Source organism: Pontibacterium granulatum (assembly GCF_029961155.1).
GTDB lineage: Bacteria > Pseudomonadota > Gammaproteobacteria > Pseudomonadales > Balneatricaceae > Pontibacterium > Pontibacterium granulatum.
This window is the reverse complement of the sequence record NZ_JASBRH010000012.1, coordinates 81,272-105,872: the sequence shown is the minus strand read 5'-3', so window position 1 is coordinate 105,872 and position 24,601 is coordinate 81,272. Positions and strand designations below refer to the sequence as shown.

20 protein-coding genes are annotated in these 24,601 nt (G+C 57.7%); 6 read left to right on the top strand and 14 right to left on the bottom strand.

From position 1 onward, the window contains the following. Nucleotides 1–202: 202 nt before the first annotated feature. The 3 genes from dctP (at nt 203) to QKW35_RS12865 (ending at nt 3,310) form a co-directional block, all read left to right on the top strand. Nucleotides 203–1,219 (top strand): TRAP transporter substrate-binding protein DctP, encoded by a 1,017-nt coding sequence (dctP, locus tag QKW35_RS12875; protein WP_282353662.1) that lies wholly within the window; start codon nt 203–205, stop codon nt 1,217–1,219. 148 nt (nt 1,220–1,367) lie between these two features. Beyond that, nucleotides 1,368–2,033, top strand: coding sequence for a TRAP transporter small permease (locus tag QKW35_RS12870; protein WP_282353660.1), 666 nt, complete (start codon nt 1,368–1,370; stop codon nt 2,031–2,033). Further along, nucleotides 2,030–3,310, top strand: a complete 1,281-nt coding sequence (locus QKW35_RS12865) for a TRAP transporter large permease (protein ID WP_282353658.1) — start codon at nt 2,030–2,032, stop codon at nt 3,308–3,310. The genes QKW35_RS12870 and QKW35_RS12865 overlap by 4 nt, the downstream gene beginning before the upstream one ends. 154 nt (nt 3,311–3,464) lie before the next feature. Here the strand turns inward: QKW35_RS12865 and clpB are convergent, their stop codons facing one another. Next, complete coding sequence (gene clpB, locus QKW35_RS12860) at nt 3,465–6,047, bottom strand: ATP-dependent chaperone ClpB (RefSeq protein ID WP_282353656.1); 2,583 nt, start codon at nt 6,045–6,047, stop codon at nt 3,465–3,467. Between the two features lie 361 nt (nt 6,048–6,408). Here clpB and QKW35_RS12855 point away from each other — a divergent pair, with 361 nt between their 5' ends. Then, a complete protein-coding gene (locus tag QKW35_RS12855) occupies nt 6,409–8,325 on the top strand; it encodes a PhoX family protein (protein WP_282353654.1) in 1,917 nt (638 codons plus the stop codon). A 64-nt stretch (nt 8,326–8,389) separates the two neighbouring features. On the opposite strand, the gene QKW35_RS12850 is transcribed toward QKW35_RS12855, so the two are convergent. Continuing rightward, nucleotides 8,390–8,818: an Lrp/AsnC family transcriptional regulator gene (locus QKW35_RS12850; RefSeq protein WP_282353653.1), complete on the bottom strand. Its 429-nt coding sequence runs from the start codon at nt 8,816–8,818 to the stop codon at nt 8,390–8,392. Between the two features lie 122 nt (nt 8,819–8,940). Here QKW35_RS12850 and yjeH point away from each other — a divergent pair, with 122 nt between their 5' ends. Beyond that, nucleotides 8,941–10,194, top strand: a complete 1,254-nt coding sequence (yjeH, locus tag QKW35_RS12845; protein WP_282353651.1) for an L-methionine/branched-chain amino acid transporter — start codon at nt 8,941–8,943, stop codon at nt 10,192–10,194. Nucleotides 10,195–10,207: 13 nt separating this feature from the next. Here yjeH and QKW35_RS12840 read toward each other — a convergent pair whose 3' ends face one another. From QKW35_RS12840 to QKW35_RS12820, 5 genes are all read right to left on the bottom strand, one after another. Further along, nucleotides 10,208–10,798 carry a YiiX/YebB-like N1pC/P60 family cysteine hydrolase gene (locus tag QKW35_RS12840; RefSeq protein ID WP_282353649.1) on the bottom strand — a complete coding sequence of 197 codons (591 nt, stop codon included), beginning with the start codon at nt 10,796–10,798 and terminating at the stop codon, nt 10,208–10,210. 108 nt (nt 10,799–10,906) lie between these two features. Then, nucleotides 10,907–11,077, bottom strand: a complete 171-nt coding sequence (locus QKW35_RS12835; protein WP_282353648.1) for a FeoB-associated Cys-rich membrane protein — start codon at nt 11,075–11,077, stop codon at nt 10,907–10,909. Nucleotides 11,078–11,086: 9 nt separating this feature from the next. Further along, nucleotides 11,087–13,045 carry a ferrous iron transport protein B gene (gene feoB / locus QKW35_RS12830; protein WP_282353646.1) on the bottom strand — a complete coding sequence of 653 codons (1,959 nt, stop codon included), beginning with the start codon at nt 13,043–13,045 and terminating at the stop codon, nt 11,087–11,089. Next, nucleotides 13,038–13,268, bottom strand: coding sequence for a FeoA family protein (locus QKW35_RS12825; protein ID WP_282353644.1), 231 nt, complete (start codon nt 13,266–13,268; stop codon nt 13,038–13,040). Before QKW35_RS12825 ends, feoB begins: the two co-directional genes overlap by 8 nt. A gap of 93 nt (nt 13,269–13,361) precedes the next feature. Further along, the gene (locus tag QKW35_RS12820) at nt 13,362–13,988 is read right to left on the bottom strand and encodes a M15 family metallopeptidase (RefSeq protein WP_282353643.1); all 627 of its coding nucleotides are present in this window, start codon (nt 13,986–13,988) and stop codon (nt 13,362–13,364) included. Between the two features lie 116 nt (nt 13,989–14,104). On the opposite strand from QKW35_RS12820, the gene QKW35_RS12815 reads away from it, so the two are divergent. Beyond that, nucleotides 14,105–14,677, top strand: coding sequence for a helix-turn-helix domain-containing protein (locus tag QKW35_RS12815; RefSeq protein ID WP_282353641.1), 573 nt, complete (start codon nt 14,105–14,107; stop codon nt 14,675–14,677). Nucleotides 14,678–14,734: 57 nt separating this feature from the next. Here QKW35_RS12815 and tdh read toward each other — a convergent pair whose 3' ends face one another. The 7 genes from tdh to rluD all read right to left on the bottom strand — a co-directional run bounded on the left by tdh (nt 14,735) and on the right by rluD (nt 24,471). Beyond that, a complete protein-coding gene (gene tdh, locus QKW35_RS12810) occupies nt 14,735–15,760 on the bottom strand; it encodes an L-threonine 3-dehydrogenase (protein ID WP_282353640.1) in 1,026 nt (341 codons plus the stop codon). Between the two features lies 1 nt (nt 15,761). Beyond that, the gene (locus tag QKW35_RS12805) at nt 15,762–16,952 is read right to left on the bottom strand and encodes a glycine C-acetyltransferase (RefSeq protein WP_282353639.1); all 1,191 of its coding nucleotides are present in this window, start codon (nt 16,950–16,952) and stop codon (nt 15,762–15,764) included. A gap of 170 nt (nt 16,953–17,122) precedes the next feature. Then, the gene (locus QKW35_RS12800) at nt 17,123–20,326 is read right to left on the bottom strand and encodes an error-prone DNA polymerase (RefSeq protein WP_282353638.1); all 3,204 of its coding nucleotides are present in this window, start codon (nt 20,324–20,326) and stop codon (nt 17,123–17,125) included. Nucleotides 20,327–20,336: 10 nt separating this feature from the next. Then, complete coding sequence (locus QKW35_RS12795; protein WP_282353637.1) at nt 20,337–21,776, bottom strand: Y-family DNA polymerase; 1,440 nt, start codon at nt 21,774–21,776, stop codon at nt 20,337–20,339. Continuing rightward, the gene (imuA, locus tag QKW35_RS12790) at nt 21,748–22,473 is read right to left on the bottom strand and encodes a translesion DNA synthesis-associated protein ImuA (protein WP_282353636.1); all 726 of its coding nucleotides are present in this window, start codon (nt 22,471–22,473) and stop codon (nt 21,748–21,750) included. Before imuA ends, QKW35_RS12795 begins: the two co-directional genes overlap by 29 nt. Before the next feature lie 270 nt (nt 22,474–22,743). Next, entirely contained in the window at nt 22,744–23,481 is a 738-nt protein-coding gene (gene pgeF, locus QKW35_RS12785) for a peptidoglycan editing factor PgeF (RefSeq protein WP_282353635.1), read from the bottom strand. 21 nt (nt 23,482–23,502) lie between these two features. Further along, nucleotides 23,503–24,471 (bottom strand): 23S rRNA pseudouridine(1911/1915/1917) synthase RluD, encoded by a 969-nt coding sequence (gene rluD, locus QKW35_RS12780; protein ID WP_282353634.1) that lies wholly within the window; start codon nt 24,469–24,471, stop codon nt 23,503–23,505. Between the last annotated feature and the right edge of the window lie 130 nt (nt 24,472–24,601).

The window sequence follows — 24,601 nt, the reverse complement described above, 5'->3', positions numbered from 1 at the left end:
CGGTTTTCTACAGGCCAGTGACAGATCCCTGTTGAGCTGTATCCCAGACACCGCGCACTGTTCAAACTTTAACCAGACACAAACATTACATTACATAATATAAACATAGCAACTTTTATATTTTTTAATGAAACACCCTTTGCAATACTCGAATCAGTCCGACATGACTTGAACCTAAAATAACTACAAAGGGTAAATCATCATGCTAACACTGAAGAAAGCGCTGACAGGCGTCGCTTTATCTACCTCCCTCATACTGAGCAGCGGCGCGGCGCTGGCAGAAGAGTGGAAATTTGCAATCGAGGAGATTCCCGGCTCCATCATGGATGCCTATGCGCAGGAATTTAAGAAACAGATCGAACGCAAAACCAACGGTGACGTAACCGTTAAGATTTACCCACTCGGTTCTCTGGGCACTCCAACTGAACTAATCGAGCATGCCGCGGACGGCGTGGTTCAGTTTACTAACGTCTCTGTAGGCAACCTGGGCACCATCGTGCCGGAATCCCAGCTCTTTATGCTGCCATACACCCTGCCGGGAGATAACAAGGCCACCTCCAACTTCCTCAGCTCCAGCACCACCATCTACAACCAGATGGCGCAGGACTTCGAGCGCAAAGGCCTTAAACTGCACACTATGTACTCCGAAGGTGAGCAGGTATGGACCACCAACCGACTGGTTCGCAACCCAGACGACTTCAACAACTTCAAGATGCGCGTGATGGTATCGCCGATCCTGCTGCGTGCGTATGAAGATATGGGTGCCAGCCCGACCCCACTGCCTTTTGGTGAAGTGTATGGCGCCCTGCAGCTGAAACAGGTCGATGGTCAGGTAAACCCGGCAGCCACCATCGAGGAGATGAAGTTCTACGAGGTGACCGATTACCTGATCTGGGCGGGTGAAAACCAGCACCTGTCGACGGTTATCTCAGGTACCGACTGGTATGAAAGTCAGTCTCCTGAACGCCAGAAACTGATTCGCGAAACCCTGGCCGAGCTGAATGGATACATCTACGAGGTGGTTGAGCGTTTCAACAATGAGAAGCTGGAGAAGATCAAGGAGGCCAAGCCGGAGCTCAATCTGGTGCGCCTGACTGCAGCTGAGCGTGAGGCCTTCCAGCAACGCAGTACAGCAACCCGCAGTGCCTACACCAAGATTGCCGGCGAGCGGGGTGAGGAATTGCTGTCCTCTCTTCTGGACGAACTCGGCATTCAATAACCTGAGTACAACTCCGGCTGTGCAGATCAAGGACACCTGCACAGCCCCCTCCCGGTAGCGTCACCTTGCGTCAGATCGTTTGCAGGACCTGTCCGCTCTGATCCACCGGAAAACGTTAAATATAAAAAAAACAACAAGGGTGGAAGCAATGATCTCACAAGCTAATTCGCCACACCGTCTTTTATCGAGCCTGGACACACTGATCGATCGGGCTGAAGCCTTCATCCTCGCTTGGGGGGTGATGCTCATGGCGACCAACACCATCGCTAACGTCTTTGGTCGTTACGTCTTTTCACAAAGTATCTATTTCACCGAGGAGCTGAACGAGTTCCTGATCATTATCATTACCTTTATGGGGCTGGGTTATGTCACCCGTAAAGGACGCCATATCCGTATGTCGGCCTTCTACGATCTGCTGCCGGCTCGCGCCAAGAAGCTGATGATGGTTCTGATCGCCAGCCTGACGGCGGTGGTAATGTTCATCCTCGCCTGGTACGCCTTCGAGTATGTGGCCAAGATCGCCCGCCGAGGCCGGGTGACTCCGGCCCTGCAGGTACCACTGTACATGACCTATGTCTGGGTGGTGGCCGGCTTTGCGCTCACCGGCATTCAGTATGTACTGACGATGGTGAAGAACCTGAATCTGGCGGATGAGGACGTCTATATCTCTTATACCACCGTCGATCAGTATGAAGACCCTGAAGTCAGCGAAGTGATGCACCTCTACAAACAGGACCACGAACTGGAGATGCCGGACGAGTCCCCGACACACACCGACCGGATCCAAACTCAGGTACAGGAGATTAAGTCATGACTTGGATGATGATCACCGTGATGATCCTGCTGCTGATTGCGGGATTCCCAATGATGATGCCGCTGCTGGCGGCCACCCTGCTGGCGTTTTTTATCTTCATGCAGGACCTGAACATCCAGCTGGTTGCCCAGCAGATGATTGGCGGCGTGAAACCGGCGGCCCTGATCGCCATCCCAATGTTTATCCTGGCGGCGGACATCATCACCCGCGGCCACTCCGCCGACCGTCTGGTGGACCTGGTAATGCGCTTTGTAGGCCATATCCGTGGCGGCATGGCGGTCTCCGTGACTGCGGCCTGCGCCCTGTTTGGCGCTGTCTGTGGCTCCACCCAGGCAACCGTGGTGGCGGTGGGCGGTGCGATGCGTCCGCGTATGCTGAAGGCGGGTTATAACGATTCGTTTGCTATGGGCCTGATCATCAACGCCGCCGACCTCGCCTACCTGATCCCGCCGTCAATCGGCATGATCATCTACGGCGTGATCTCCGGCACGTCGATCTCCGAGTTGTTTATTGCCGGTCTTGGCCCCGGCTTGCTGATCATCGTGTTGTTCTCCGTGTACTGCATCTACTACGCGAAGAAGCACAACATCCCTGTCGAGCCGCGTGCCACCTGGAAAGAACGTTTTGTCGCGCTGCGCCGCGCCCTTTGGCCACTGGGCTTCCCGGCTATCATCGTGGGGGGTATCTACGGTGGTGTATTCAGCCCAACCGAAGCGGCCGCGATCTGTGTGCTTTACGCACTGATCCTGGAAGGCCTGGTGTTCCGTTCCATCAAATTCCGTGATGTGATCGACATCGCCCTCTCCACCGGTGCCATAACCTCGGTGGTATTTATCCTGATCGCCGCGGGTGCAGCTTTCTCCTGGGTACTGTCGTTCGCACAGATCCCACAGCAGATCATCGCGTCCATCGGTCTGGAAGGTGCGGGACCAATCATGACGTTGGTCGCCATCAATATCGCCTTCTTTGTGGGCTGTATGTTTGTGGATTCGATCGTGGTGATCCTGATCCTGGTACCGATCTTTGCGCCGCTGGTGAAAGCAGCCGGTCTGGATCCGGTGCTGGTGGGTGTTCTGATCACCCTGCAGGTGGCGATCGGTGCGGCAACTCCGCCGTTCGGCTGCAACATCTTCACCGCCGTGGCCGTGTTCCGTCGACCGTTTATGGATGTGATCCGGGGTGTACCACCGTTCCTGGTGATCCTGCTGGTCGCAACGGTGCTGCTGGTGATGTTCCCGCAGATCTCACTGCTGCTGAGAGATATTGCCTTCCGCTAAGAGCGGCGTAAGGCGATAGCTGAGGGTGCACAGAAGTCTGACAAATGCGTTTTGTGCACCCTCAATACACTGACACGGGTACCTCCCTTTCCATGTCAGAGTGGGGAGCGCTGTCCCCAAAAACTTACGGCCCGTTTCCGGGCCGTTTTTTTGTTTAGCGGAAAGTAAACTCTCCTGCTTCAACATCAACTGCGATCTCATCACCCGAGACAAACTGACCGGCTAACAGGGCCTGGGCCAGTGGGTTCTCGATGTAGTGCTGGATCGCACGTTTCAATGGGCGGGCACCATATATTGGTTCGAAGCCCAGCTCCACCAGCTTGTCCATCGCGGTTGAGGTCAGTGTTAGGCCCAGCTCACGCTCGGCCAGGCGGGCACGCAGACGGTTGAGTTGGATCTCGGCGATACCGGCCACCTGCTCTTTCTTCAGACTGTGGAACACCACCACCTCGTCGATACGGTTGATCACTTCCGGACGGAAATGTCCGCCCACCGCTTCCATCACCGCCGCGCGCATCAGGTCGTAGTCGTCATCGTCACTGTAATTCTGAATCAGGTCGGAGCCCAGGTTGGAGGTCATCACCACAATGGTGTTGCGGAAGTCCACGGTACGCCCCTGGCCATCAGTCAGGCGACCGTCTTCCAGTACCTGCAGCAGGATGTTGAACACATCCGGGTGGGCTTTCTCCACCTCGTCCAGCAACAGTACGGAGTACGGCTTACGGCGTACCGCTTCGGTCAGGTACCCACCCTCTTCATACCCCACATACCCCGGAGGTGCACCGATCAGACGCGCTACGGAGTGTTTCTCCATGAACTCGGACATATCGATGCGCACCATCGCCTCTTCGGTATCAAAGAGGAATCCGGCCAGCGCCTTACACAGCTCGGTTTTACCCACCCCGGTTGGACCGAGGAACAGGAAGGAGCCGTGTGGACGGTTCGGATCGGCCAGGCCGGCACGGGAACGGCGCACGGCGTTGGACACCGCAACCACCGCCTCTTCCTGGCCCATTACGCGTTTGTGCAGTTCGGCTTCCATGCGCAGCAGCTTCTCGCGCTCGCCTTCCAACATCTTGCTGACCGGGATACCGGTCCAGCGGGAGACCACTTCAGCCACCTCCTCCTCGGTGACCTTGTTGCGCAGCAGTTTGTTTTTGCTTTCGCTCTCCTGCTGTTCCGCTTCACTGGCCTGGGCGAGCTGTTTTTCCAGCTCAGGAATACGTCCGTACTGCAACTCGGACATGCGGGACAGGTCACCTTCACGGCGCGCTTTTTCCATCTCAACACGCACCTGGTCCAGCTCTTCCTTCACCTTCTGCGAACCCTGCAGGGCAACTTTCTCAGCCTTCCAGATCTCGTCCAGATCGGCAAACTCACGCTCCAGACCACTGATAGTGCCTTCCAGCTCTTCCAGACGTTTCTTCGCGGCGGCGTCTTTCTCTTTCTTCAACGCCTCGCGTTCCATCTTCAGCTGGATCAGACGGCGTTCCAGACGATCCATATCTTCCGGTTTGGAGTCCATTTCCATACGAATACGGCTGGCCGCTTCGTCGATCAGGTCGATCGCCTTGTCCGGCAACTGACGGTCGGTGATATATCGTTGGGACAACTTGGCTGCGGCGATAATTGCGGAGTCGGTAATATCCACCCCGTGGTGCACTTCGTAGCGCTCTTTCAGGCCACGCAGGATCGCCACGGTGTCTTCTTCATTCGGCTCATCCACCAGCACTTTCTGGAATCGGCGCTCCAATGCAGCGTCTTTTTCCACATACTGGCGGTATTCATCCAGGGTGGTGGCTCCGACACAGTGGAGCTCACCGCGGGCTAAGGCAGGCTTGAGCATGTTGCCTGCATCCATCGCACCTTCGGCTTTACCGGCACCCACCATGGTGTGCAGCTCGTCAATAAACAGGATGATCTGGCCCTCCTGCTTGGATAGCTCGTTCAGCACCGCTTTCAGGCGTTCCTCGAACTCACCGCGGAACTTGGCCCCGGCAATCAGGGCGCCCATGTCCAGCGACAGCACCCGCTTGTGTTTCAAGCCTTCCGGCACTTCACCGTTAACGATACGCTGCGCCAGACCTTCAACGATGGCGGTTTTACCCACACCCGGCTCACCGATCAGCACCGGGTTGTTCTTGGTACGGCGCTGCAGCACCTGGATGGCACGGCGGATCTCGTCATCGCGGCCGATCACCGGGTCCAGCTTGCCACTCTCGGCGCGGGCGGTCAGGTCGATACAGTATTTTTCCAGCGCCTGACGGCTTTCTTCCGCATTCGGATCGTTTACGTTTTCACCACCACGCATCTGACTGATCACTCCTTCCAGGCGTTGTTTATTGACTCCACTTTCACGCAACAGTTTTCCAGCCGGGGACTTATCGTCCACCAGCGCCAACAGCACCAGTTCGATGGCGATGTACTGATCGCCACGCTGCTGCGCGAGTTTATCAACGAGGTTGAAGATACGACCGGTATCCGGCGAGATGCGAATTTCACCGTCAGCATTGGCTACGCGCGGCAGGTCATTCAGCGCCTGCGCCACGTTCTGTCGCAATGCATTGATATCGGCACCGGCCTGCGCCAGCAGTTGTGATGTAGAACCCTGCTGTTGATCCAGCAAAGCGCTGAGCAGGTGCATCGGTTCGATGTAGTTGTGGTCACGGCCTACGGCGAGGGATTGCGCGTCAGCCAGTGCTTCCTGGAGTTTAGCGGTAAATTTATCAGGTCTCATTTTGTCTCCTTACACAGCCATCAGGCCTGTGTGGGTTTGAGTGCTCCTGCGCCGACACCGGGTCAGCCGCAACAGCCGCTCTGCACTCCCTTTACTCAGGCAAGTGCGGTGAAACAACTCCGACATACACTGTCGGCGGGTTTTACTTAATTAATGCTTTCCTAATGTATGGGGCCAGAGGGTTGTTGTTTCAAGATAGATCAGGAATTAGCCACATAAAGTTTGATCATGAGCAAATCTAATGGCCGCCTTAAAAAACCTGTAGGCTTACACAAAACATCAATAAAACCTTCACCAGCCTGTTATGCGAATCGTCTAAAACGTTGGCCCCATATAACTAAACCTCAACAGGACACGTGAGATGCTGAAAGATCAATATCAGGGTGATGCGGATCGCCTGCAGGACAACGCTTCCGATCTGGAAACTATCGTAGACAAAGCAGTAAGCCGTCGTGGTTTCCTGCGTGGTGGTGCTGCGGCAATGGGCCTGTTCCTGGCTGCTAACCCACTGGCACAGGCCGTTGCTGCGGCAACCAAGCCCGCTGCAAGCAAGCTGCTGGGCTTCTCTGCTATTCCAGCCAGCACCGCTGATACCTTTGTTGTACCGGAAGGCTACAACGCTCAGCCACTGATCTCCTGGGGCGACCCAATTCTGCGTGGCGCGCCAGCATTTGACGAGTCCGGCACCCAGAACGCTGCTGCACAGGCTGGCCAGTTCGGTGACAACACCGATGGTATGAGCCTGTTCCCACTGTCTGAAGACCGGGCTCTGCTGGCCGTAAACAACGAATACACCAACTACACGCTGCTGTTCGATCACAAAGGCAAGGCGATGACCGCCGACGATGTGAAAAAAGCTCAGGCAGCACACGGTGTTTCCGTATTCGAAATCAAGCAGAACGCTGACGGCAGCTGGAGCTACCTGAAAGACTCCGCTTACAACCGCCGTATCACGGCGAACACCGATATGGAGCTGACCGGTCCTGCGGCTGGCCACGACCTGGTGAAAACCAAGGCGGACCCAACTGGCAAGAAAGTCCTGGGTACCTTCAACAACTGCGCAAACGGCCAGACCCCTTGGGGCACTTACCTGACCTGTGAAGAGAACTTCAACGGTTACTTCTCCTCCACTGACGAAAACCTGAAACTGGACGCTCACCAGAAGCGTTACGGTATCAAGGCGAAGGACAAGGGCTACCAGTGGTCCTCTTTTGACGCGCGTTTTGACCTGTCCAAAGAATCCCAGGAAGCGAACCGTCACGGTTGGGTGGTCGAGATCGATCCGTTTGATCCGAACTCCACGCCGAAGAAGCGCACCGCGCTGGGTCGCTTCAAACACGAAAACGCGGCTCTTACCATCGACGACAACGGTCACGTGGTGGTTTACCTGGGTGACGACGAGCGTGGCGAGCACCTGTACAAGTTCGTATCCAAAGGCAAATACAACGCTGACGATATGAAAGCGAACCGCAACCTGCTGGAAGAGGGCACCCTGTTCGTGGCGCGCTTCAACGCGCAAGAAGGTGAGTTGAAAGGTAAAGGTGAATGGGTTGAACTGACACACGGCAAAAACGGTCTGACCCAAGCCAACGGGTTCGAAGATCAGGCATCCGTGATGATCTTTGCCCGTGAAGCGGCGACCCAGGTAGGCGCGACCACCATGGACCGTCCCGAGTGGGTTGCAGTACATCCGAACAACAAAGTGGTTTGCTGTACGCTGACCAACAACAAACACCGCGGTAAGAAAGAAGGTCAGCCGGTGGGTGGCCCTAACCCTCGAATCGAAAACAAGTACGGTCAGATCCTGCGTTGGTGGCCCGCTAACGGCGACCACACCGCTGCTGAATTCGATTGGGATCTGCTGGTCATCGCCGGTAACCCAACGGTTCACTCCGGCAACCTGTACGCGGGCTCCACCAACATCAGCGAAGAGAACATGTTCAACAGCCCGGACGGTATCGGCTTCGACCAGGCAGGCCGTCTGTGGATTCAGACCGATGGCAACTACTCCAACGCGAAAGACTTCGCCGGTATGGGTAACAACCAGATGTTGTGTGCTGACCCTCAGACTGGCGAGATCCGTCGCTTCGCAACCGGCCCGGTGGCCTGTGAAATCACCGGCCTGACCTTCTCCCCTGACCAGCGCACCATGTTCGTGGGTATCCAGCACCCGGGTGAGAAAGACAAGCCATCCCACTTCCCGGCGGGTGGTAACAGCAAGCCGCGTTCCACCATCATGGTGGTACGTCGCAACGACGGTGGCATCATCGGCGCCTAAGTCGAATTCAACTCCACCCAAAAAGGCGCCTTCGGGCGCCTTTTTTCATGATGACAACTACGATCTAGCGGTACCATTCACGCATGATCATATGGGTCCGGATTCTGGCACCTGGCGGCTTCAATTTTGTCACTGCCGACAGCAGATCGTGCAACCGCTGCATGTTGGACACATCCACATACACCAGAAGATCCACGTCACCGCTGGTGCCATGACAACGCTTTACTTCGGGAAACTTCATCAGCTCCTGCACAAAAGGCGCGCACTCCATGCCACCGTGGCTGATCTCGAAATATGCCTTCAAACGCTCGCCGGTCTCGGCTTGTGAAGCGGTCAGCACCTGATACCCCAGAATCTCGCCGGTTGCCTCCAACCGTTTGATCCGTTCGGACACGGCGGTACGTGACAGGCTCACCTGTTCGGCAATGCTGGATACACTCTGGCGCGCATTTTTCTGCAGCGCAGCGATTATTTTCTGATCAAAGCTATCCATCTGATCACCTGACCTGCAAAACGTCGGAATTCACCGGGAAAAGCTGCAAATCGCAACCGCATTACGGCACCTTGAATCGGCGCTTATCCGTACACTGGTGTTTTCGATCTGGAGCGTTGGGGATGACAAGGCTAAATCAAACAATTACACGCTGGCAAGGGATGGGGTTGATTGCCACCACCCTGCTGGGTACCGGTGTGTTTATCATTCCACAACTGACCATCCAGCAGGCTGGTGACCAGGCCTTCTGGGCCTGGATTATCCTACTGGTGGCGATCTTGCCGTTAGCCTACGTATTTGCCGAACTGGGCCGTAAGTACAGCCATGCAGCGGGCCCAGCGTATTTTGTCGGGGAAGCCTTTGGTGTGACCGCCGGACGCGTGATCGGACTGCTGTTTCTGTTTGCCGTACCACCGGGTGCGGCAGCGGCGCTGATCATGACCTTCAAGTTTCTCGATCCACTGATTTCACTCACCCCGCAGCAGCTGATCGGGATCGAACTGACGGTGTTTATGACGCTGTTTTTCCTCAACCGGCGCGGCCTGAAATTATCCGGCCGTCTCCAGTTAGGCCTGACGCTGATCATCCTCGCGGTGGTGGTCGTGATGCTGGGGGCAGCGTTTTTAACCTCCGCAGCCCCTGAAGAGGTTAAAGCAGGTAAGTCTGACGAAGTACTGACCGCGATGGGATTAGCAATCTGGAGTTTCCTGGGGATCGAGGCGATCACCCATCTGGCTACGGAGTTCAAGGATGTGAAACGGGACTTTATCCCGGCCACCCTGGGCGGGGTTTCGCTGGTTGGTCTGATCTTTATCGGCTGTACCTACCTGTCGCTGTTGGCAACGAACCATGAACTGGCGATGGTGGGTGCGTTTGAACGGCTGCTGGGAGGGAGTGGTCGCTGGATTATTGGTGCCCTGGGGCTGATCAGCGGCTTGGCTACCATCAATGTGTACTTTGCCAGTCTGTCGCGTTTGGCCTGGAGTTTCAGTCACGAGGGTGTATTACCGGCGCAGCTGAAGCCCCTCAACAAACACCAGGTTCCGGCAGCTGCCCTACTGGCATTTATGCTGATCTCTGCACTCATACTCGTCATGAGCTTCTTTGCAGAACTGGACTTTGCCGTACTGGCGCACTGGGTAAACGGCGTATTTGTATTGATCTATGGCGCCGCCATGTTCGCTGCCTGGAAGTTGCTGTCTCGTCGCCATCGTCCAGCCATTGCGGTTGGGCTGGCCGCCTGTGGTTTGTTTGTCTATAGCCTGGGCAGCTCCATGTTATACGCGGTAGTACTTTCGATCGTGATCTGCACTGCCCTGCTCGTTCAGCAGCACTGGCGTAAGCGCACAGTGACCGTTGCATCGCGCCCGCTTTAAGTGGCAATTGAGATCAGATCGTCGCGAATACCGTTTCCAACGCGTCGTCTGCCAGCTGACTGGCCGGAGTCAGGGTACGGCGCTGCCAGGGGATAAAACCGAAGTACCAGGCACGCCAGAAGCCGACGGAGGCCTGCGGGTTCTGCTCCAGCAACCCTTCCAGCGTCTCCACCTTACCCAGCTCAATGCCCAGGGCATCACGGAAACATTCGTGCACAAACTTGGAACAGAACTGGCGCTTGGAGTCGAACTGGAACCCCAGGTGGTAGAAGCGGCCCATCCGTTTCTGCGCTTCCACCTTCAGCAGCTCAACCTGTGCGGCACTGACACCGGATTTCAGGCGACGGATCGCCACCTCGTTGTTGCAGGTTCTTGCCAGATACTTGCGCAGGGGGCTGCGTTTCACCACCGGTACGGCACTTTCCAGAACGTACCATTCACCCTGTTCACGCACCACAAAACCCACGTGCGAACACCAGCTGCCGGTGCCCCGTGCCACCTGTTTATAGAGAAACGCGTTGATGGAGATAAACAGGATATCGCCTTCTTTTAGATTTTCGCGGACTTGTGCTTCCAGCTGATCCAGTTGTGTGTTGCGTGTCATACCGCTGCCTCCCAAATAAGTAGTGGCTTGCAGTATTGATTAGAGTGTGAAGGGAGGGAATTTTCTCCGCCGGGGTAGCAGATTCCGCTACCCGACGTTGCAAAAGGATCAGGAATTGGAGGGATTGTCGGGCGTATCGCAACCTGAACACCCGGCACAACCAGACGACTTGTCACACCCGGCGCTCAAGCTGCGGCGGATAAAACGACTGAACCAGGTCAGGATCACCAACACCACTACGGCCAGCACAATCAGGTCAAGCCAACTTAGATCACCCATCTTGCCCCCTTAGAAAAAAAGACTGCCAATCTGGTAGGTCAGGAATGCCCCGCCCCAGGCGAGCACCAGCCCCAGAAGGATCGACACCATCGCCCATCGCCAGCTACCGGTTTCACGACGGATCACCGCAATGGTGGCCAGACACGGCATATAGAGCAGAGTAAACACCATCAGTGCCAGCCCCGCCGCTGGTGCCAAACCTGCCAACAGAGCCGCCTGTAATCCAGCCATATCCTGCTCACCCGCCTGATACACCACCGCCAATGTCGCCGCGATCACTTCCTTGGCAATAAAGCCGGAGAGTAGTGCTACAGTTTCCTGCCAGCCCAAACCCAGTGGCGCAAAGAGTGGGGCCAGCAAGTGACCCAGCTGCTCCAGGAACGACTGATCCGCGTTTTGCGGAAAAGTTTGCAGCAACCATATCAGCAGGGAACCAACCAGAATCACGCTGCCAATCTTGGAGAGGAAATCCCCAGCCTTGTCCCACACATGCAATGCCAGTGATCGCAGGGATGGCCAGCGCCACGGCGGAAGCTCCATGATAAAGGACTCATCGTGCTGCGCTGGGATTTTGCGGGAGAGGATCGCCGCCACCGTAAATGCCATCAGGATACCCAGCATGTAGATACCAAACAGCACTGTACCGGCCTGATCGGCAAAGAAGATCCCTGCCAGCAATACATACACCGGCAGGCGCGCCGAACAGCTCATAAACGGATTAATCAGGATAGTGATCAGGCGCGCACGGGGCTCCTCAATGGTGCGGGTTGCCATAATCGCCGGCACGTTGCAGCCAAAGCCCATGACTAACGGCACAAAGGCCTTACCGTGCAGCCCCACCCGGCTCATCAACCGGTCGGTAAGAAACGCGGCCCGCGCCATATAACCGGACTGTTCCATGATCGCGATAAAGGTGAACAGCAACACCACATTGGGCAGGAATACCAATACACCACCCACCCCGGCAACCAACCCATCCACCAGTACATCCCGCAATAAACCGTCCGGTACCCCTGCTGCCAGCCACTGCCCCAGCAGCGTGACAGCGGCGTCGATCCAGTCAGCCGGATAGGCGCCGAGGGTAAAGGTGGTTTCAAACATCAACCAGAGCAAACCTACAAAGACCGGCAGGCCGAGCCAACGGTTTAATACCACAGAATCCAGCCAGTGTTCGGCAAAGGAGATCTCGTCGTGGTCACTGCCGCTATTGTGCATCAGGCCATGGATATACCCGTAGCGCCCCTCGGCGATCAGCTGTGCGGCGCTGTCGTCGTGGTAACTCTCCAGCTGCGCGACCTCTTGCTGCAAAAGGTCACGCTGATGGTCGTGCAGAACAAACGCCACATCCCCGGCCGATTCCAGGGCCTGTACCGCCTGCCAACGGTTCAGGCCGGTCCCGGTCAGGCGGCCAACGGATTGCTCCACATGTTGCTCGTAAGCGATCTCCAGCGCGGGTGCGGTCGGTTGATTACGCAGCTGCTCAACCAGCGTATCCAGTAACAGATCCAGGTAACGGGGTTTACGCCCGTCACTGGGCAAAACCGGCAGATCCAGCAACCGGGCCAGATTGTCACAGTCAGGGGCAATCCCCTGGCTTTCCGCCTCGTCCAGCATATTTAATGCGATCACGGTAGGCAGCTGTTGCTCAAGCAACTGGGTGGTGAGCGCCAGGTTACGTGACAGGTTGCCCGCATCCACCACGTTGAGCACCAGATCGGGCGGAGTCTCAAACAGGTAGTCACGCGCGACACGTTCCTCAACGCGGTTGTGACTGAGCGAGTAGATCCCCGGCAAGTCAACAAAACGCAGCCTCACACCCTGATATTCACGCTCCCCTTCCCTTCTGGTCACAGTGACACCGGCCATATTGCCGGTACGCTGGCGGGAACCTGTAAGCAGGTTAAACAGGGAGGTTTTACCGCAGTTGGGATTGCCCAGCAGGGCCACAGTGAAGACCTGACTAGTCATTGCACAACTCCACTTCCACCATACGGGCATCGTCGTTGCGCAGGCAGATCTGCTGACGACCGATCGCGTAGGTCCGCGGGTCGCCCCACAGGGTACTGGCACTGAGCCGTACCTTCTGGCCCCGCAAGACACCCAGGGCAGTCAGACGCTGACGCAGGTTATCGGGGCCTTTGATCGCCAGAATGCGGCAGGTTTGTTTCTTTGCAACGTCGATCAGAGTCATGGAAAAAACACCCTACAAGAGAATGCGAATGATTATCCAATACCCTTACACTACGCCCCATGACCAACATCAAGATTTACAACTGTTTCGCGATTAGTTGATCAGCGGAAAGTCGAAGCAGGTATCCGGATAAAGTTCGTCCTGCAGGGTGAAGTGCCACCATTCGTGATGGAACGGCACAAATCCGTGCTGCACCATTACATGTTGTAGCAACATTCGGTTGGCCCGCGCCTGGGCCGAGATGGTCTGGCAGTTGATCCAGCTTTCGGGGCCGAAGAAATCGAAGCGGGTCCCCATCTCCAACTCGGTATCCGTTGTCAGGTCGATAAGGGTCAGGTCGACAGTACTGCCACGGGAGTGGCTGGAGTGCTGCACCAGATACCCCTTGGAGAACAGCTCGGGTTTCTGTAGTGAAGGGTAGTAGTCGGCTTTGTGACGTACGTCGGCGTGATCCTGGGACCAACGCAGAAAATGGTCCACTGCACGCTGTGGCCGGTAGGCGTCGAATACCTTCAGTCCGAGACCAAATTCGGCCAGAGCCTGCTGCACACGCAGTAAAGCACTCGCAGCCGGGCGGGTAATCAGGCATAGCTCGGCGTCGTAACCGTCGATGCGGTCACCAACGAAGTTATCACCGGTGAGGTATTTGAGGTCGAGCCGGAGGGTGGGGACGACCGTCAGCAGGTCGACAAATGGAGCCGGGCGTTGCAACTTATCCACAGCATGATTTCCTGAAGAGTGTGCTGTTACTCTAGCCGCAGATGACAGCAAAGGCCATAGAGCAGCACGGTCTGTTATTATGGTCCCGATTTATAAGCTGCCGATAGAGAGTTTTCATGTCACAGTCCACCACGCCGCACTTGGGTGCTGCCATTAAACAACGGCGTAAAGAGCTTGGCCTCAACCTGACGCAGCTGGCGGAGCTGTCCAGTGTCTCCCGCTCCATGCTGTCGGAGATCGAACGGGACAACACCAATCCAACCTTCACCAGCCTGTGGAACATCACCCGCGCTCTGGGACTCAGCATTGATGAGCTCACCGCCCTGTGCGTGGAAAGCGACGACCTGAAAATTGAGCAGCAGACGGCACAGAACACCCCACGGATGCTGAGCGATGATGAAGGCTGTGAACTGCGGGCGCTGAATCCGATTGCTACCGCCTCAGAATTCGAGTGGTACGAACTGATCATTCAGCCGGGCAGTGCCCTGGTCTCGGAGGCGCACAGCCGTGGCACCCGCGAGCACCTGTCAGTAAGCGAGGGGCAACTGGAGGTCACGCTCCAGGGCCAGGTCAGCACCCAAGCCAGCGCAGGAGATACCCTGCGCTACCGGGCGGATGTACAACACAGCATCCGCAATGCCGGTGAGCAGGTGGCCAGGGCCTTTCTGGTGGTGCACAAAACGGCGTAGCTAAGGAAGGTTCGAATAAGTCCTGTGAGTGCTCTGTAGGACCTACTCGCACCTTCCCTAACGCCAGTCCAGGATCACCTTGCCGGAGTTACCCGAGCGCATCACGTCGAAGCCCTGCTGGAAGTCGCCAATCGGGAAATGGTGGGTGATGATCGGCGTCAGGTCCAGGCCGGACTGGATCACCGACGCCATCTTGTACCAGGTCTCGAACATCTCGCGACCGTAGATCCCCTTGATCAGCAATCCCTTGAAGATCACCTGATTCCAGTCGATCGCCATCTCATCACCGGGGATCCCCAGCATGGCGATTTTGCCACCGTGGTTCATGGCGCTGAGCATGTCGCGGAACGCCTGGGGCACACCGGACATCTCCAGGCCGATATCGAATCCCTCCGTCATCTCCAGCTCGGTCATCACCGCATCGAGCGACTGTTTAGCCACATTCACGGTATGCTGAATTCCCATCTTCCGGGCCAACGCCAATCGGTAGTCATTCACATCGGTCAGTACCACGTGGCGCGCACCGACATGGCGGGCGATTGCTGCAGCCATAATCCCGATGGGGCCGGCCCCCGTGATCAGCACATCCTCCCCCACCAGATCGAAAGAGAGTGCGGTATGCAGGGCGTTGCCGAAGGGATCGAAGATCGACGCCAGATCATCGGAGATATTGTCCGGGATCTTGAAGGCGTTGATGGCCGGAATGACCAGGTATTCGGCAAAGGCACCGGAACGGTTCACCCCCACACCAACTGTATTACGACACAGATGGCGTCGCCCGGCCCGACAGTTGCGGCAATGGCCGCAGGTGATATGACCTTCACCGGAGACCCGGTCACCAATCTGGAAGCCCTCGACCTCGCAGCCGATGTCCGCCACCTCACCGACATACTCATGGCCAACTGTCATCCCTACGGGGATGGTCTGCTGTGCCCAATGGTCCCAATTGTAAATATGGATATCAGTGCCGCAGATGGCGGTCTTATGGATCTTGATCAGCAAGTCGTTATGGCCGAGTTTCGGCCGTTGGGTGACATGCAGCCAGATCCCCTCTTCGGGGTGTAGTTTTGCCAGTGCGCGCATTTCAGATTACCCCCAGCTCACGCCCGATCCGGCTAAAGGCGTCCACCGCCCGCTCCAGCTGCTCGCGGGTGTGGCCTGCGGACATCTGGGTTCGGATCCGTGCCTGGCCCATCGGTACCACCGGATAGGAGAAACCGATCACGTAGATGTCTTCGGCCAGCAGGCGCTCTGCCATCTCGGCCGCCAGGGCCGCATCGCCGATCATCACCGGGATGATGGCGTGATCTTTACCACCGAGGGTGAACCCGGCCTGGCTCATCGCTTCACGGAAGTAACGGCTGTTGTCCTGCAGTTTGTCGCGTAGATCGCTGCCCTGCTCCACCAGATCCAACGCCTGCAGGGTCGCCTGGACAATCGCCGGCGCCACGGAGTTGGAGAACAGGTAGGGGCGCGAGCGCTGGCGCAACCAGTCAACGATCTCCTTGCGGCCGGAAGTATAACCACCGGAAGCACCACCCAACGCCTTACCGAAGGTACCGGTGAGAATATCCACCCGCGCCATCACATCGCAGTACTCATGGCTACCGCGTCCATGCGCACCGATGGCACCCACCGCATGGGAGTCATCCACCATCACCAGGGCATTGTATTTTTCCGCCAGGCCGCAGATCCCCGGCAGGTTGGCAATGACCCCGTCCATGGAGAACACACCGTCGGTGGCGATCAGCCGTACCCGACAATCCTGCGCCTGCTGCAGGCAGTGTTCCAGCTCGGCCATGTCATTGTTGGCATAACGGAAGCGCTTGGCCTTGCTCAGGCGCACGCCGTCGATAATGCTGGCATGGTTGAGGGCGTCACTGATCACCGCGTCTTCCGGCCCCAGCAACGTCTCGAACAGCCCGCCGTTGGCATCAAAACAGGATGAATAGAGGATGCTGTCTTCGGTACCGAGGAATGCGCTCAACCGCGCCTCCAGCTGTTTATGGATATCCTGGGTGCCACAGATAAAACGCACCGAGGCCATACCGAAACCGTGCTCGTCCAAGCCCTGTTTCGCCGCCTGGATCAGGTCCGGATGATTGGCCAGACCCAGATAGTTGTTGGCACAGAAGTTCACTACCCGATGACCGTTCTGCAGGCGGATATCGGTCGCCTGAGGTGACACGATCTGCCGTTCCGTCTTGTACAAGCCGTCATCTTTCAGCTGTTCACACTGTGCTGCCAACCCCTGTAGATATTCGTCGCGCGTCATCTTTACCACCCTGCTGGGACAATACGTTATCAAATAGGATAAAAATCCAATATACAGGACAAAACAACATATTCAACAGCGTAATGGATTTATTTCCTCTATATTGGAAATTCCGGATATCACCTCATCTAATTACCTAAAGCATAGACTGCTGCTCTCTGGTCACGGTGTTAACGGAAATCCCGTGACTTCACCTTCAGCGCATCCCACTGGAAGCTGATGTCCTGCAGCCGCCCCGCCACCACATGGATCACGTCCCCTTCCCGCTCCAACACACCGGACACCTGCAGGATATTGGCCGCCAGCAGTGCCCGCCGTTGTGCCTTCGCGGTGGCCTGCCACACCACCAGATTGATCTGCCCGGTTTCATCTTCCAGGGTGACAAAAGTCACCCCACTGGCGGTGCCCGGCCGCTGTCGGTTGGTCACCAGTCCGGCCACATGTACTAGCTGGCCGTGGCGACAATCCTCCAGTTGGGCCGCACTCAGACAGCGTGGCAGGATGCCCTGCGCCCGTATCATCGCCAGCGGATGACGTCCCAGGCTGAGGCCGGTGTTGCGGTAGTCCTCCTCCAGGTCGGACTGTTCATCCGGCGCCGCCAGCCGGATCGGATCGTCACATATCTGATGCAACGGTTCCGGGTCCATCTCCAGCCAGGGAGTATCGGCAAGCAGCTCCCAACGGGCCTGATAGCGGTGTTCGGAGATCGAGTTCATCGCCCCGGCGGCGGCCAGGGCATCCCAGTCGCCACGGGATAAACGGCAACGCTGGCGGGCCTGAGAGACGGATTGGTAACCCTCTGCCGGACGGGCGGCGATCAGGGCTTCGGCGCCCTGTTTTGACAGGCCTTTGATCAGGCGTAGGCCCAGGCGAAGCGCATAACGATCTGTTGTAGCAGCCCGCTCTGAGGGCGACATATTTATGCTTTGCGGCTTGTCGCGGTCGGAGCCCGCTGCTACAGATAATTTCGGTGCATCATCGCCGTCAGCGCCTGCGGCCGATAAAACGCCGGCTGCTACAAGAGGTTCGAGAGTGTGATCCCAACCACTAGCATTGAGGTCGATTGGCAACACGATAACCCCATGCCTGCGCACATCCTGCACCAACTGCGCGGGGGAGTAGAAGCCCATCGGCTGGCTGTTGAGCAGCGAACAACAGAACGCTGCCGGATGGTGGCGCTTGAGCCAGGCCGATACATACACCAGCAGGGCAAAGCTGGCGGCGTGGGACTCGGGAAAACCGTACTCACCAAAACCTTCGATCTGGCGGCAGATGCGCTGGGCGAACTCAAGGTCATACCCCCGCGCCAGCATCCCCTCCACCAGCTTCTGCTGGTACTTGCGGATATAACCAGTGCGCCGCCAGGCGGCCATTGCCCGGCGTAGTTGATCGGCTTCACCGCCGGTAAAACCCGCCGCCACCATCGCCAGCTTGATCACCTGCTCCTGGAAGATAGGGACACCCAAGGTGCGTCCCAGCACCTCTTTTACCGCCTCACTCGGATAATCCACCGGCTCCAGCCCATCGCGACGGCGCAGGAACGGGTGCACCATATCCCCCTGGATCGGGCCGGGACGCACAATGGCCACTTCGATCACCAGGTCGTAGAACTTTTGTGGTCTGAGGCGCGGCAACATGCTCATCTGGGCGCGGGATTCCACCTGGAACACTCCGATACTGTCGCCCTTGCTGAGCATGGCGTACACCGCCGGATCTTCACGCGGAATGTCCTGCACCCGCATCGGTTGGCCCTGCTGTTCGCTGAGCAGGCCCAGGGTTTTGCGGATCGCGGTCAGCATGCCCAGCGAGAGCACATCCACCTTCAACAGGCCCAACGCTTCCAGATCATCCTTGTTCCACTGGATCACGGTACGGTCCTGCATCGCCGCATTCTCTACCGGCACCAACTCGGACAGGGGACCGGCCGAGATCACAAAGCCGCCCACGTGTTGGGAGAGGTGACGGGGAAAGTCGAGGATCTGCGCCACCAGTTCCACAAACTGCTGGTAGATCGGCGCTGGATTATCCCCGCCCATCGCCGCCAGCTGCTGCAACCAGGGATTGCTGTGGTCACGCCGGTCGAGGCGGCTGATCAGCCAGCTCAGGTAACTCTCGTCCATGCCCAGTGCCTTACCCACGTCGCGGATCGCGCTCTTGGCGCGGTAGCTGATCACGGTAGCCGCCAGCCCTGCCCGCTCACGGCCATAACGCTGGTAGATGTACTGGATCACTTCCTCGCGCCGCTCGTGCTCGAAGTCCACATCGATATCGGGCGGCTCGTTGCGCTCCTTGGAGATAAAACGTTCAAACAGCAGGTTGACCTGCATCGGATCCACTTCGGTGATATGCAGGCAGTAACACACCACCGAGTTCGCTGCCGATCCCCGCCCCTGACAGAGGATCTGGCGCTCGCGGGCAAAACGTACGATGTCGTGGATGGTGAGGAAGTAGTGCTCGTACTGCATCTCGGCGATCACTTGCAGCTCGTAGTTGATCTGCTGCTGCACCTTGTCCGGCACTCCCTGGGGATAACGCAGCTGTTTGCCTGTATCGACCAGCTCCAGCAGGTGTTGTCCGGCGGTTTTACCCATGGGCACCAGCTCCGCCGGATACTCGTAACGCAACTCCCCCAAATCGAAGTGGCAACGCTCGGCGATCGCAACGGTCTGCTGCAACAACTCAACGGGATAGAGGTGTTGTAGTTTGCGGAATGAACGCAGGTGGCGTTCGGCGTTGGCGGCCAGGGCAAACCCCGCCCGCTGTACGCTGGTACGCAGACGGATTGCGGTCAGTACATCCTGTAGACGCTGGCGATCCGGGTGGTGCATATGTACGTCATTGCCACAGACCGGTGGAATCCCCAGTACACGGGCCTGACGTAGCTGTTGCTGGTAACGACTGTCATCACCGTTCTCCAGCAACCGCTCCAGCAACCACCAACAGCGCTCGGGAAACCAGGCCTTCACACGCTTGGCTCGGTGCATCACATCGTGTTCATCGTCAGAAGGCCGGAACAGCAGCAAGCACCCGCCCACCCCATCGGCGAGGTCATCCCAGTAAAGTTGGTATTTGCCCTTTTCGCAGCGGCGGCGAGTGGTGGTGATCAGTGCACAAAGCGCGGCATAGGCCAGACGGTCCGGGGCCAGCAGCACCAGACAATGCCCATCCAGATGAAATTCCGCCCCCACGATCAGCTTCAACGACAGCTCGCGGCACGCTTCCCAGGCCCGCACCACACCCGCCACTGAACACTCGTCGGTGATCGCCAGCGCCTGGTAGCCCAGTTCATGGGCGCGCAGGACCAGCTCGTCCGGACGGGAGGCGCCCCGCAGAAAGCTGAAGTTACTGAGGCAGTGCAGCTCGGCGTATTGCATGACTCACCTCTCAGCCAAACCAGCCGTGCAGGAACCAGTCACCGCCCGCGTCACGGAACAACCAGCCATAACGACCATCGACCCAGCGCCCGATGTAGTAATCCCGCCGCACTTGACGAGTGTCCCACCAGCCACTGCTGATCCGCTCGGGACCGGCCAGCAGCTCGATATGGGGCGGCAGCTGCTGCCGGGCGATCTGCTGTGGTTTTTGCAATAACCAACCCGGGCGGCCACGTGGCAGAACCGAACCGCCTTTCTCCTTTTTGTCCGCCCTGAACTGCCAGCTGAGCTCGGGGCGGTGGTCGGCACAGAGGGCCACCGGCTGCACGGCATTTTCGCCAAGGCGGACCCGTAAACGGCTGAGCAGGTCCATCGGGTCTTCCGCCTGCTTCCTGCGCTCGAACAGGTCGTAGCTCTGTTGCTGCTGCCCCTTAAACCGCTCCACCTCCAACTGCAGTGCCAGCACCGGTTTCTGCAGTTTGATCTGCTCCAGGCGCAGCTTGCACAGTCCCAGCCAGGTTTCGGCATCGGCGGAACCGGCGGCGTGACCGATGGAGTACAGCTCGTGTGCGCCATCACGCTCCACCAATGCCAACTCCAGCTGCTGTGCCAGTAACTCCGTGCGGCGCAGGTACCCTGCCAGGGATTCCAGCATACGGCGCAACGGGAAAAGTAGCGCCATGCTGTTTTCCACTTCACGGGAGAACTCGTGGAACTGCTGGAACAGGGGTGGCGGTTCAAAGAAAGTCTGCGGATCGGGACGCTGGCCGCTGATGCGATCCAGGTAATCGAGCAACTTGGGGCCGAAGCGACTGCTGATCGCCTCCCGTGGCAAAGCCTGCAGCTGCTCCAACCGCAGCAAGCCCATCCCCCGCAGCTGATCCTGCTGCTTGGCGGGCAGTTCCAGTTGGTTGATCGGTAACAGCTGCAGCACCTGCAGATGGGCTTCACACCCCTCAATACAGAGCGAACGCCCGCCCCGTGCCAACAACCGGGCGGCCAACGGCGTATGGCCGGTGGCGTAGCGGATATGGAACCCCAGCGTGCGCAGGCGGGTCTGCATCTGCTGCCAGAGGCTTTTCAGACCATCGAAATAATGCAGCATCGACGCGATCTCCAGCAGCAATCCCTCCGGCGGGCAAAGCACCACCTGCGCACTGAAACTGCCTGCCCAAAGCGCCAGCGATTCCAGCTGTTGCTGTACCCGCTCCGGGTTGGGATGAAACAGCTCAAGCTCGGGACAGATGCTGAACGCGGTGGCGATCGCCATGCCCGGTTCCAGCCCCGCCTGCCCCGCTTCGTAACTGCACAACGCCAGCTTCTGACCACGATCATCCAGCAACCCGGCGATGCCCGCTTCCAGCTGCTGGGCTTCCAGCGCCAGTAGGGGAAAGTGCAGGTAGAGCCAGAGCGGATCGTGCTCAGTGGCGGGGGTGATAGGCATGCTCATCCGATCCACCCACCAGTGTTAGCTGTGGACGACGGTTCTTATCAGACTGCGGCTTACTTAAGGCAGACGGCATCACCGGCACCAACCGCGGCGGTAGCGGCCAACCACCACGGCGCTTCAACGTGCTCACGGTGACGCCTTCCGGATGGGGTTCCAGCAACAGACGGCAAGGCGCGGCGGAGTGCTGTTCGCGACAGCGGCTGTGCCGAAACAGGAAGCCACGGCACTCGCCCTCGGCCGCAGCCACCTGCAAGCGGCGGATCGCTTTCTCCTGCCCGGCAGGCAGCCAACCCAACACTGCACTGCAGCAGCCACTTTTCATACTCTGTTCCAGACACCAGAGACGGTCGCGACGACTGTTGCTGCGTACTACCTGCACCCGGTCCAGGTTTACCCCGGCATCCAGCAACGCCGGGGCATAGGGAATATGGGGTGGATCTACCCAGAGCACCCAGCGCTCCTGTTGTGATAACTCGGCCAGCAACGGCAGCACCAGACCCAACTCACCGCTGCCCTCCTCCTGATAGAGCAGTTCCACCAGCTGTGACGCCTGCCACCCCTGGCCAGGCAGCAGTGCATCCAGCTGCGGATAACCGCTGCTCAGGCTGTGGTGGCAGGGTTGATCTGCAGTCTGTCGTCCACGCCAGACCGCACCTTTATGCAGCAATGAATGCAGAGAACCGGATTTTGTAGCCATAAGACACGCATAGATACTGTATATATATACAGCATATTATGACGTAAAAATCCCCTGTGGCAATAAGACGGACTCTTGTAGGGCAGGCTTTAGCCTGCCGGCAGCTTAAAAGCTGCCCTACATGTATACGAAGAATCGTGATGAAAAGAGAAAAATTGATGGTTCCCACGGTCTTCCGTGGGAACCCATACAGGGTGAAATAAAGCGAGCATATGCGTTCCCACGCGGGAGCATGGGAACGAGATAGAGAGAACGCGAACCTGCGTGGGATCAATCCAACCAGATCACGCTGGCCATACGGCCGGTGACGCCATCCCGGCGGTAGGAATAAAACTGGTCAGCATCACTAAAGGTGCAATGTTCACCTCCGCTGACGCGGGTGACACCGGCGGCATTGAGGCGCAGGCGTGCCAGCTGGTAGATATCGGCCAGCCACTTATCGTCTGATTCTTTACCTGCAACCGGTTTAAAGGCCTGCTCGGATGCTGGTAAGAGGGCGCAGAACTGTTCGCGCACTTCGCCCCCCACCTCAAATGCCTCCGGACCGATCGCCGGCCCCAGCCAGCAGACCACCTGAGCGGGGTCATCAAAGCAGTTCAAGGTGGCTTCCAACACGCCGTCAGCGAGTCCCCGCCAACCCGCATGAGCTACCGCCACGCGGCTACCCTGTTTGTCGGCAAAAAACACCGGCAAACAGTCGGCGGTCATCACAATACAGGCCTGACCGGGCCGGTCGCTCCAGCAGGCATCCGCTTCCGGTACACTGCCGTCGGCCTCGGCTTTCACCACGGTGATACCGTGCACCTGCTGCAGCCACTGGGGGGATTGCTGCAGTCCCAGCGCATCAATCAGTTGCTGCCGGTTCTGCCCCACCGCCGCCGGATCATCGCTGACGTGATCCCCCAGGTTCAGTCCCGCGTAGGGAGCCTCACTCACCCCACCCAAACGGGTGGAGGTCAGGGCATGAACATTCTTCGGGGCATCCCAGTCGGCGATGATCGGCTGCATAGGTGCAATTCCTGTAGAAAGTTAAAGATCGACGTCGCTGTTTACGGCGTCCTTCTTCAGGGCGTCAATCAGCGTCTGCATATCTTCAGGCAGATCCACTTCCCAGGACATCAGTTCACCGGTACGTGGGTGCCACAGTTCCAGCTTTTTGGCGTGCAGCGCCTGGCGCTTAAAGCCACGCAGCAACGCCTGTACCTCATCGCTGATCCCCTTTGGCAGACGGAAACGGCCACCGTACAGTTGGTCGCCGATCAGCGGGTAGTTGATGTAGGACATATGCACACGAATCTGGTGGGTACGTCCGGTTTCCAGTTTCAAACGAACATGAGTGTGGGCACGGAATTTCTCCAGTACCCGGTAGTGGGTCACAGCCTCTTTGCCCAAGCCAACCACCGCCATCTTCTGACGATTTTTGGAGTGACGTCCCATCGGCTCATCCACGGTGCCACCACCGGTCATGACCCGGTTTACCACCGCTTCATACTCACGTCCCATGGTGCGTTCCTGCAACTGATCCACCAGATCGGTCTGCGCCTGGATGGTTTTTGCCACCACCATCAGGCCAGTGGTGTCCATGTCCAGACGGTGCACGATACCCGCACGCGGCACCTGGTTGATCTCCGGGCAGTGGTGCAGCAGAGCATTCAACAACGTGCCATCGGCATGGCCCGCCGCCGGGTGAACCACCAGCCCTGCCGGTTTATTGATCACCAGGATATCGTCATCTTCGTAAACGATATTCAGCGGAATATCCTGCGCTGCGTGCTCCTCGATCACTTCCAGCTGTGCCGACAGCTCAACGCTTTCGCCCCCCATCAGTTTGTCGCGGGGACGCTTTACTTCGCCATCGACGGTGATGGAGCCGTCTTTGATCCAGTTTTGCAGACGGGAGCGGGAATAATCCGGGAACAATTGCGCGACGGCCTGATCCAAACGCTTTCCAACCAGCTCATCGGAGACCTGTGCGTGCAAGTTAATCTGTTCTGACATCGGAACCTTAATCTGTTGTGCCGCCTATCTATAAGGGAAATCACCTTTAAATGCCTGTCAGGCTTTGGCTTAGATAGGGGTTGTGTTTAAATAGGCTGTTATTCAATCGCAGGCGAAACACTCGGCTTCA

What these genes read in the sequence shown, in the direction of transcription:
- dctP (WP_282353662.1), top strand. Translation starts at nt 203, where the DNA reads ATGCTAACACTGAAGAAAGCGCTGACAGGCGTCGCTTTATCTACCTCC.
- QKW35_RS12870 (WP_282353660.1), top strand. Translation starts at nt 1,368, where the DNA reads ATGATCTCACAAGCTAATTCGCCACACCGTCTTTTATCGAGCCTGGAC.
- QKW35_RS12865 (WP_282353658.1), top strand. Translation starts at nt 2,030, where the DNA reads ATGACTTGGATGATGATCACCGTGATGATCCTGCTGCTGATTGCGGGA.
- clpB (WP_282353656.1), bottom strand. Translation starts at nt 6,047, where the DNA reads ATGAGACCTGATAAATTTACCGCTAAACTCCAGGAAGCACTGGCTGAC.
- QKW35_RS12855 (WP_282353654.1), top strand. Translation starts at nt 6,409, where the DNA reads ATGCTGAAAGATCAATATCAGGGTGATGCGGATCGCCTGCAGGACAAC.
- QKW35_RS12850 (WP_282353653.1), bottom strand. Translation starts at nt 8,818, where the DNA reads ATGGATAGCTTTGATCAGAAAATAATCGCTGCGCTGCAGAAAAATGCG.
- yjeH (WP_282353651.1), top strand. Translation starts at nt 8,941, where the DNA reads ATGACAAGGCTAAATCAAACAATTACACGCTGGCAAGGGATGGGGTTG.
- QKW35_RS12840 (WP_282353649.1), bottom strand. Translation starts at nt 10,798, where the DNA reads ATGACACGCAACACACAACTGGATCAGCTGGAAGCACAAGTCCGCGAA.
- QKW35_RS12835 (WP_282353648.1), bottom strand. Translation starts at nt 11,077, where the DNA reads ATGGGTGATCTAAGTTGGCTTGACCTGATTGTGCTGGCCGTAGTGGTG.
- feoB (WP_282353646.1), bottom strand. Translation starts at nt 13,045, where the DNA reads ATGACTAGTCAGGTCTTCACTGTGGCCCTGCTGGGCAATCCCAACTGC.
- QKW35_RS12825 (WP_282353644.1), bottom strand. Translation starts at nt 13,268, where the DNA reads ATGACTCTGATCGACGTTGCAAAGAAACAAACCTGCCGCATTCTGGCG.
- QKW35_RS12815 (WP_282353641.1), top strand. Translation starts at nt 14,105, where the DNA reads ATGTCACAGTCCACCACGCCGCACTTGGGTGCTGCCATTAAACAACGG.
- tdh (WP_282353640.1), bottom strand. Translation starts at nt 15,760, where the DNA reads ATGCGCGCACTGGCAAAACTACACCCCGAAGAGGGGATCTGGCTGCAT.
- QKW35_RS12805 (WP_282353639.1), bottom strand. Translation starts at nt 16,952, where the DNA reads ATGACGCGCGACGAATATCTACAGGGGTTGGCAGCACAGTGTGAACAG.
- QKW35_RS12800 (WP_282353638.1), bottom strand. Translation starts at nt 20,326, where the DNA reads ATGCAATACGCCGAGCTGCACTGCCTCAGTAACTTCAGCTTTCTGCGG.
- QKW35_RS12795 (WP_282353637.1), bottom strand. Translation starts at nt 21,776, where the DNA reads ATGAGCATGCCTATCACCCCCGCCACTGAGCACGATCCGCTCTGGCTC.
- imuA (WP_282353636.1), bottom strand. Translation starts at nt 22,473, where the DNA reads ATGGCTACAAAATCCGGTTCTCTGCATTCATTGCTGCATAAAGGTGCG.
- pgeF (WP_282353635.1), bottom strand. Translation starts at nt 23,481, where the DNA reads ATGCAGCCGATCATCGCCGACTGGGATGCCCCGAAGAATGTTCATGCC.
- rluD (WP_282353634.1), bottom strand. Translation starts at nt 24,471, where the DNA reads ATGTCAGAACAGATTAACTTGCACGCACAGGTCTCCGATGAGCTGGTT.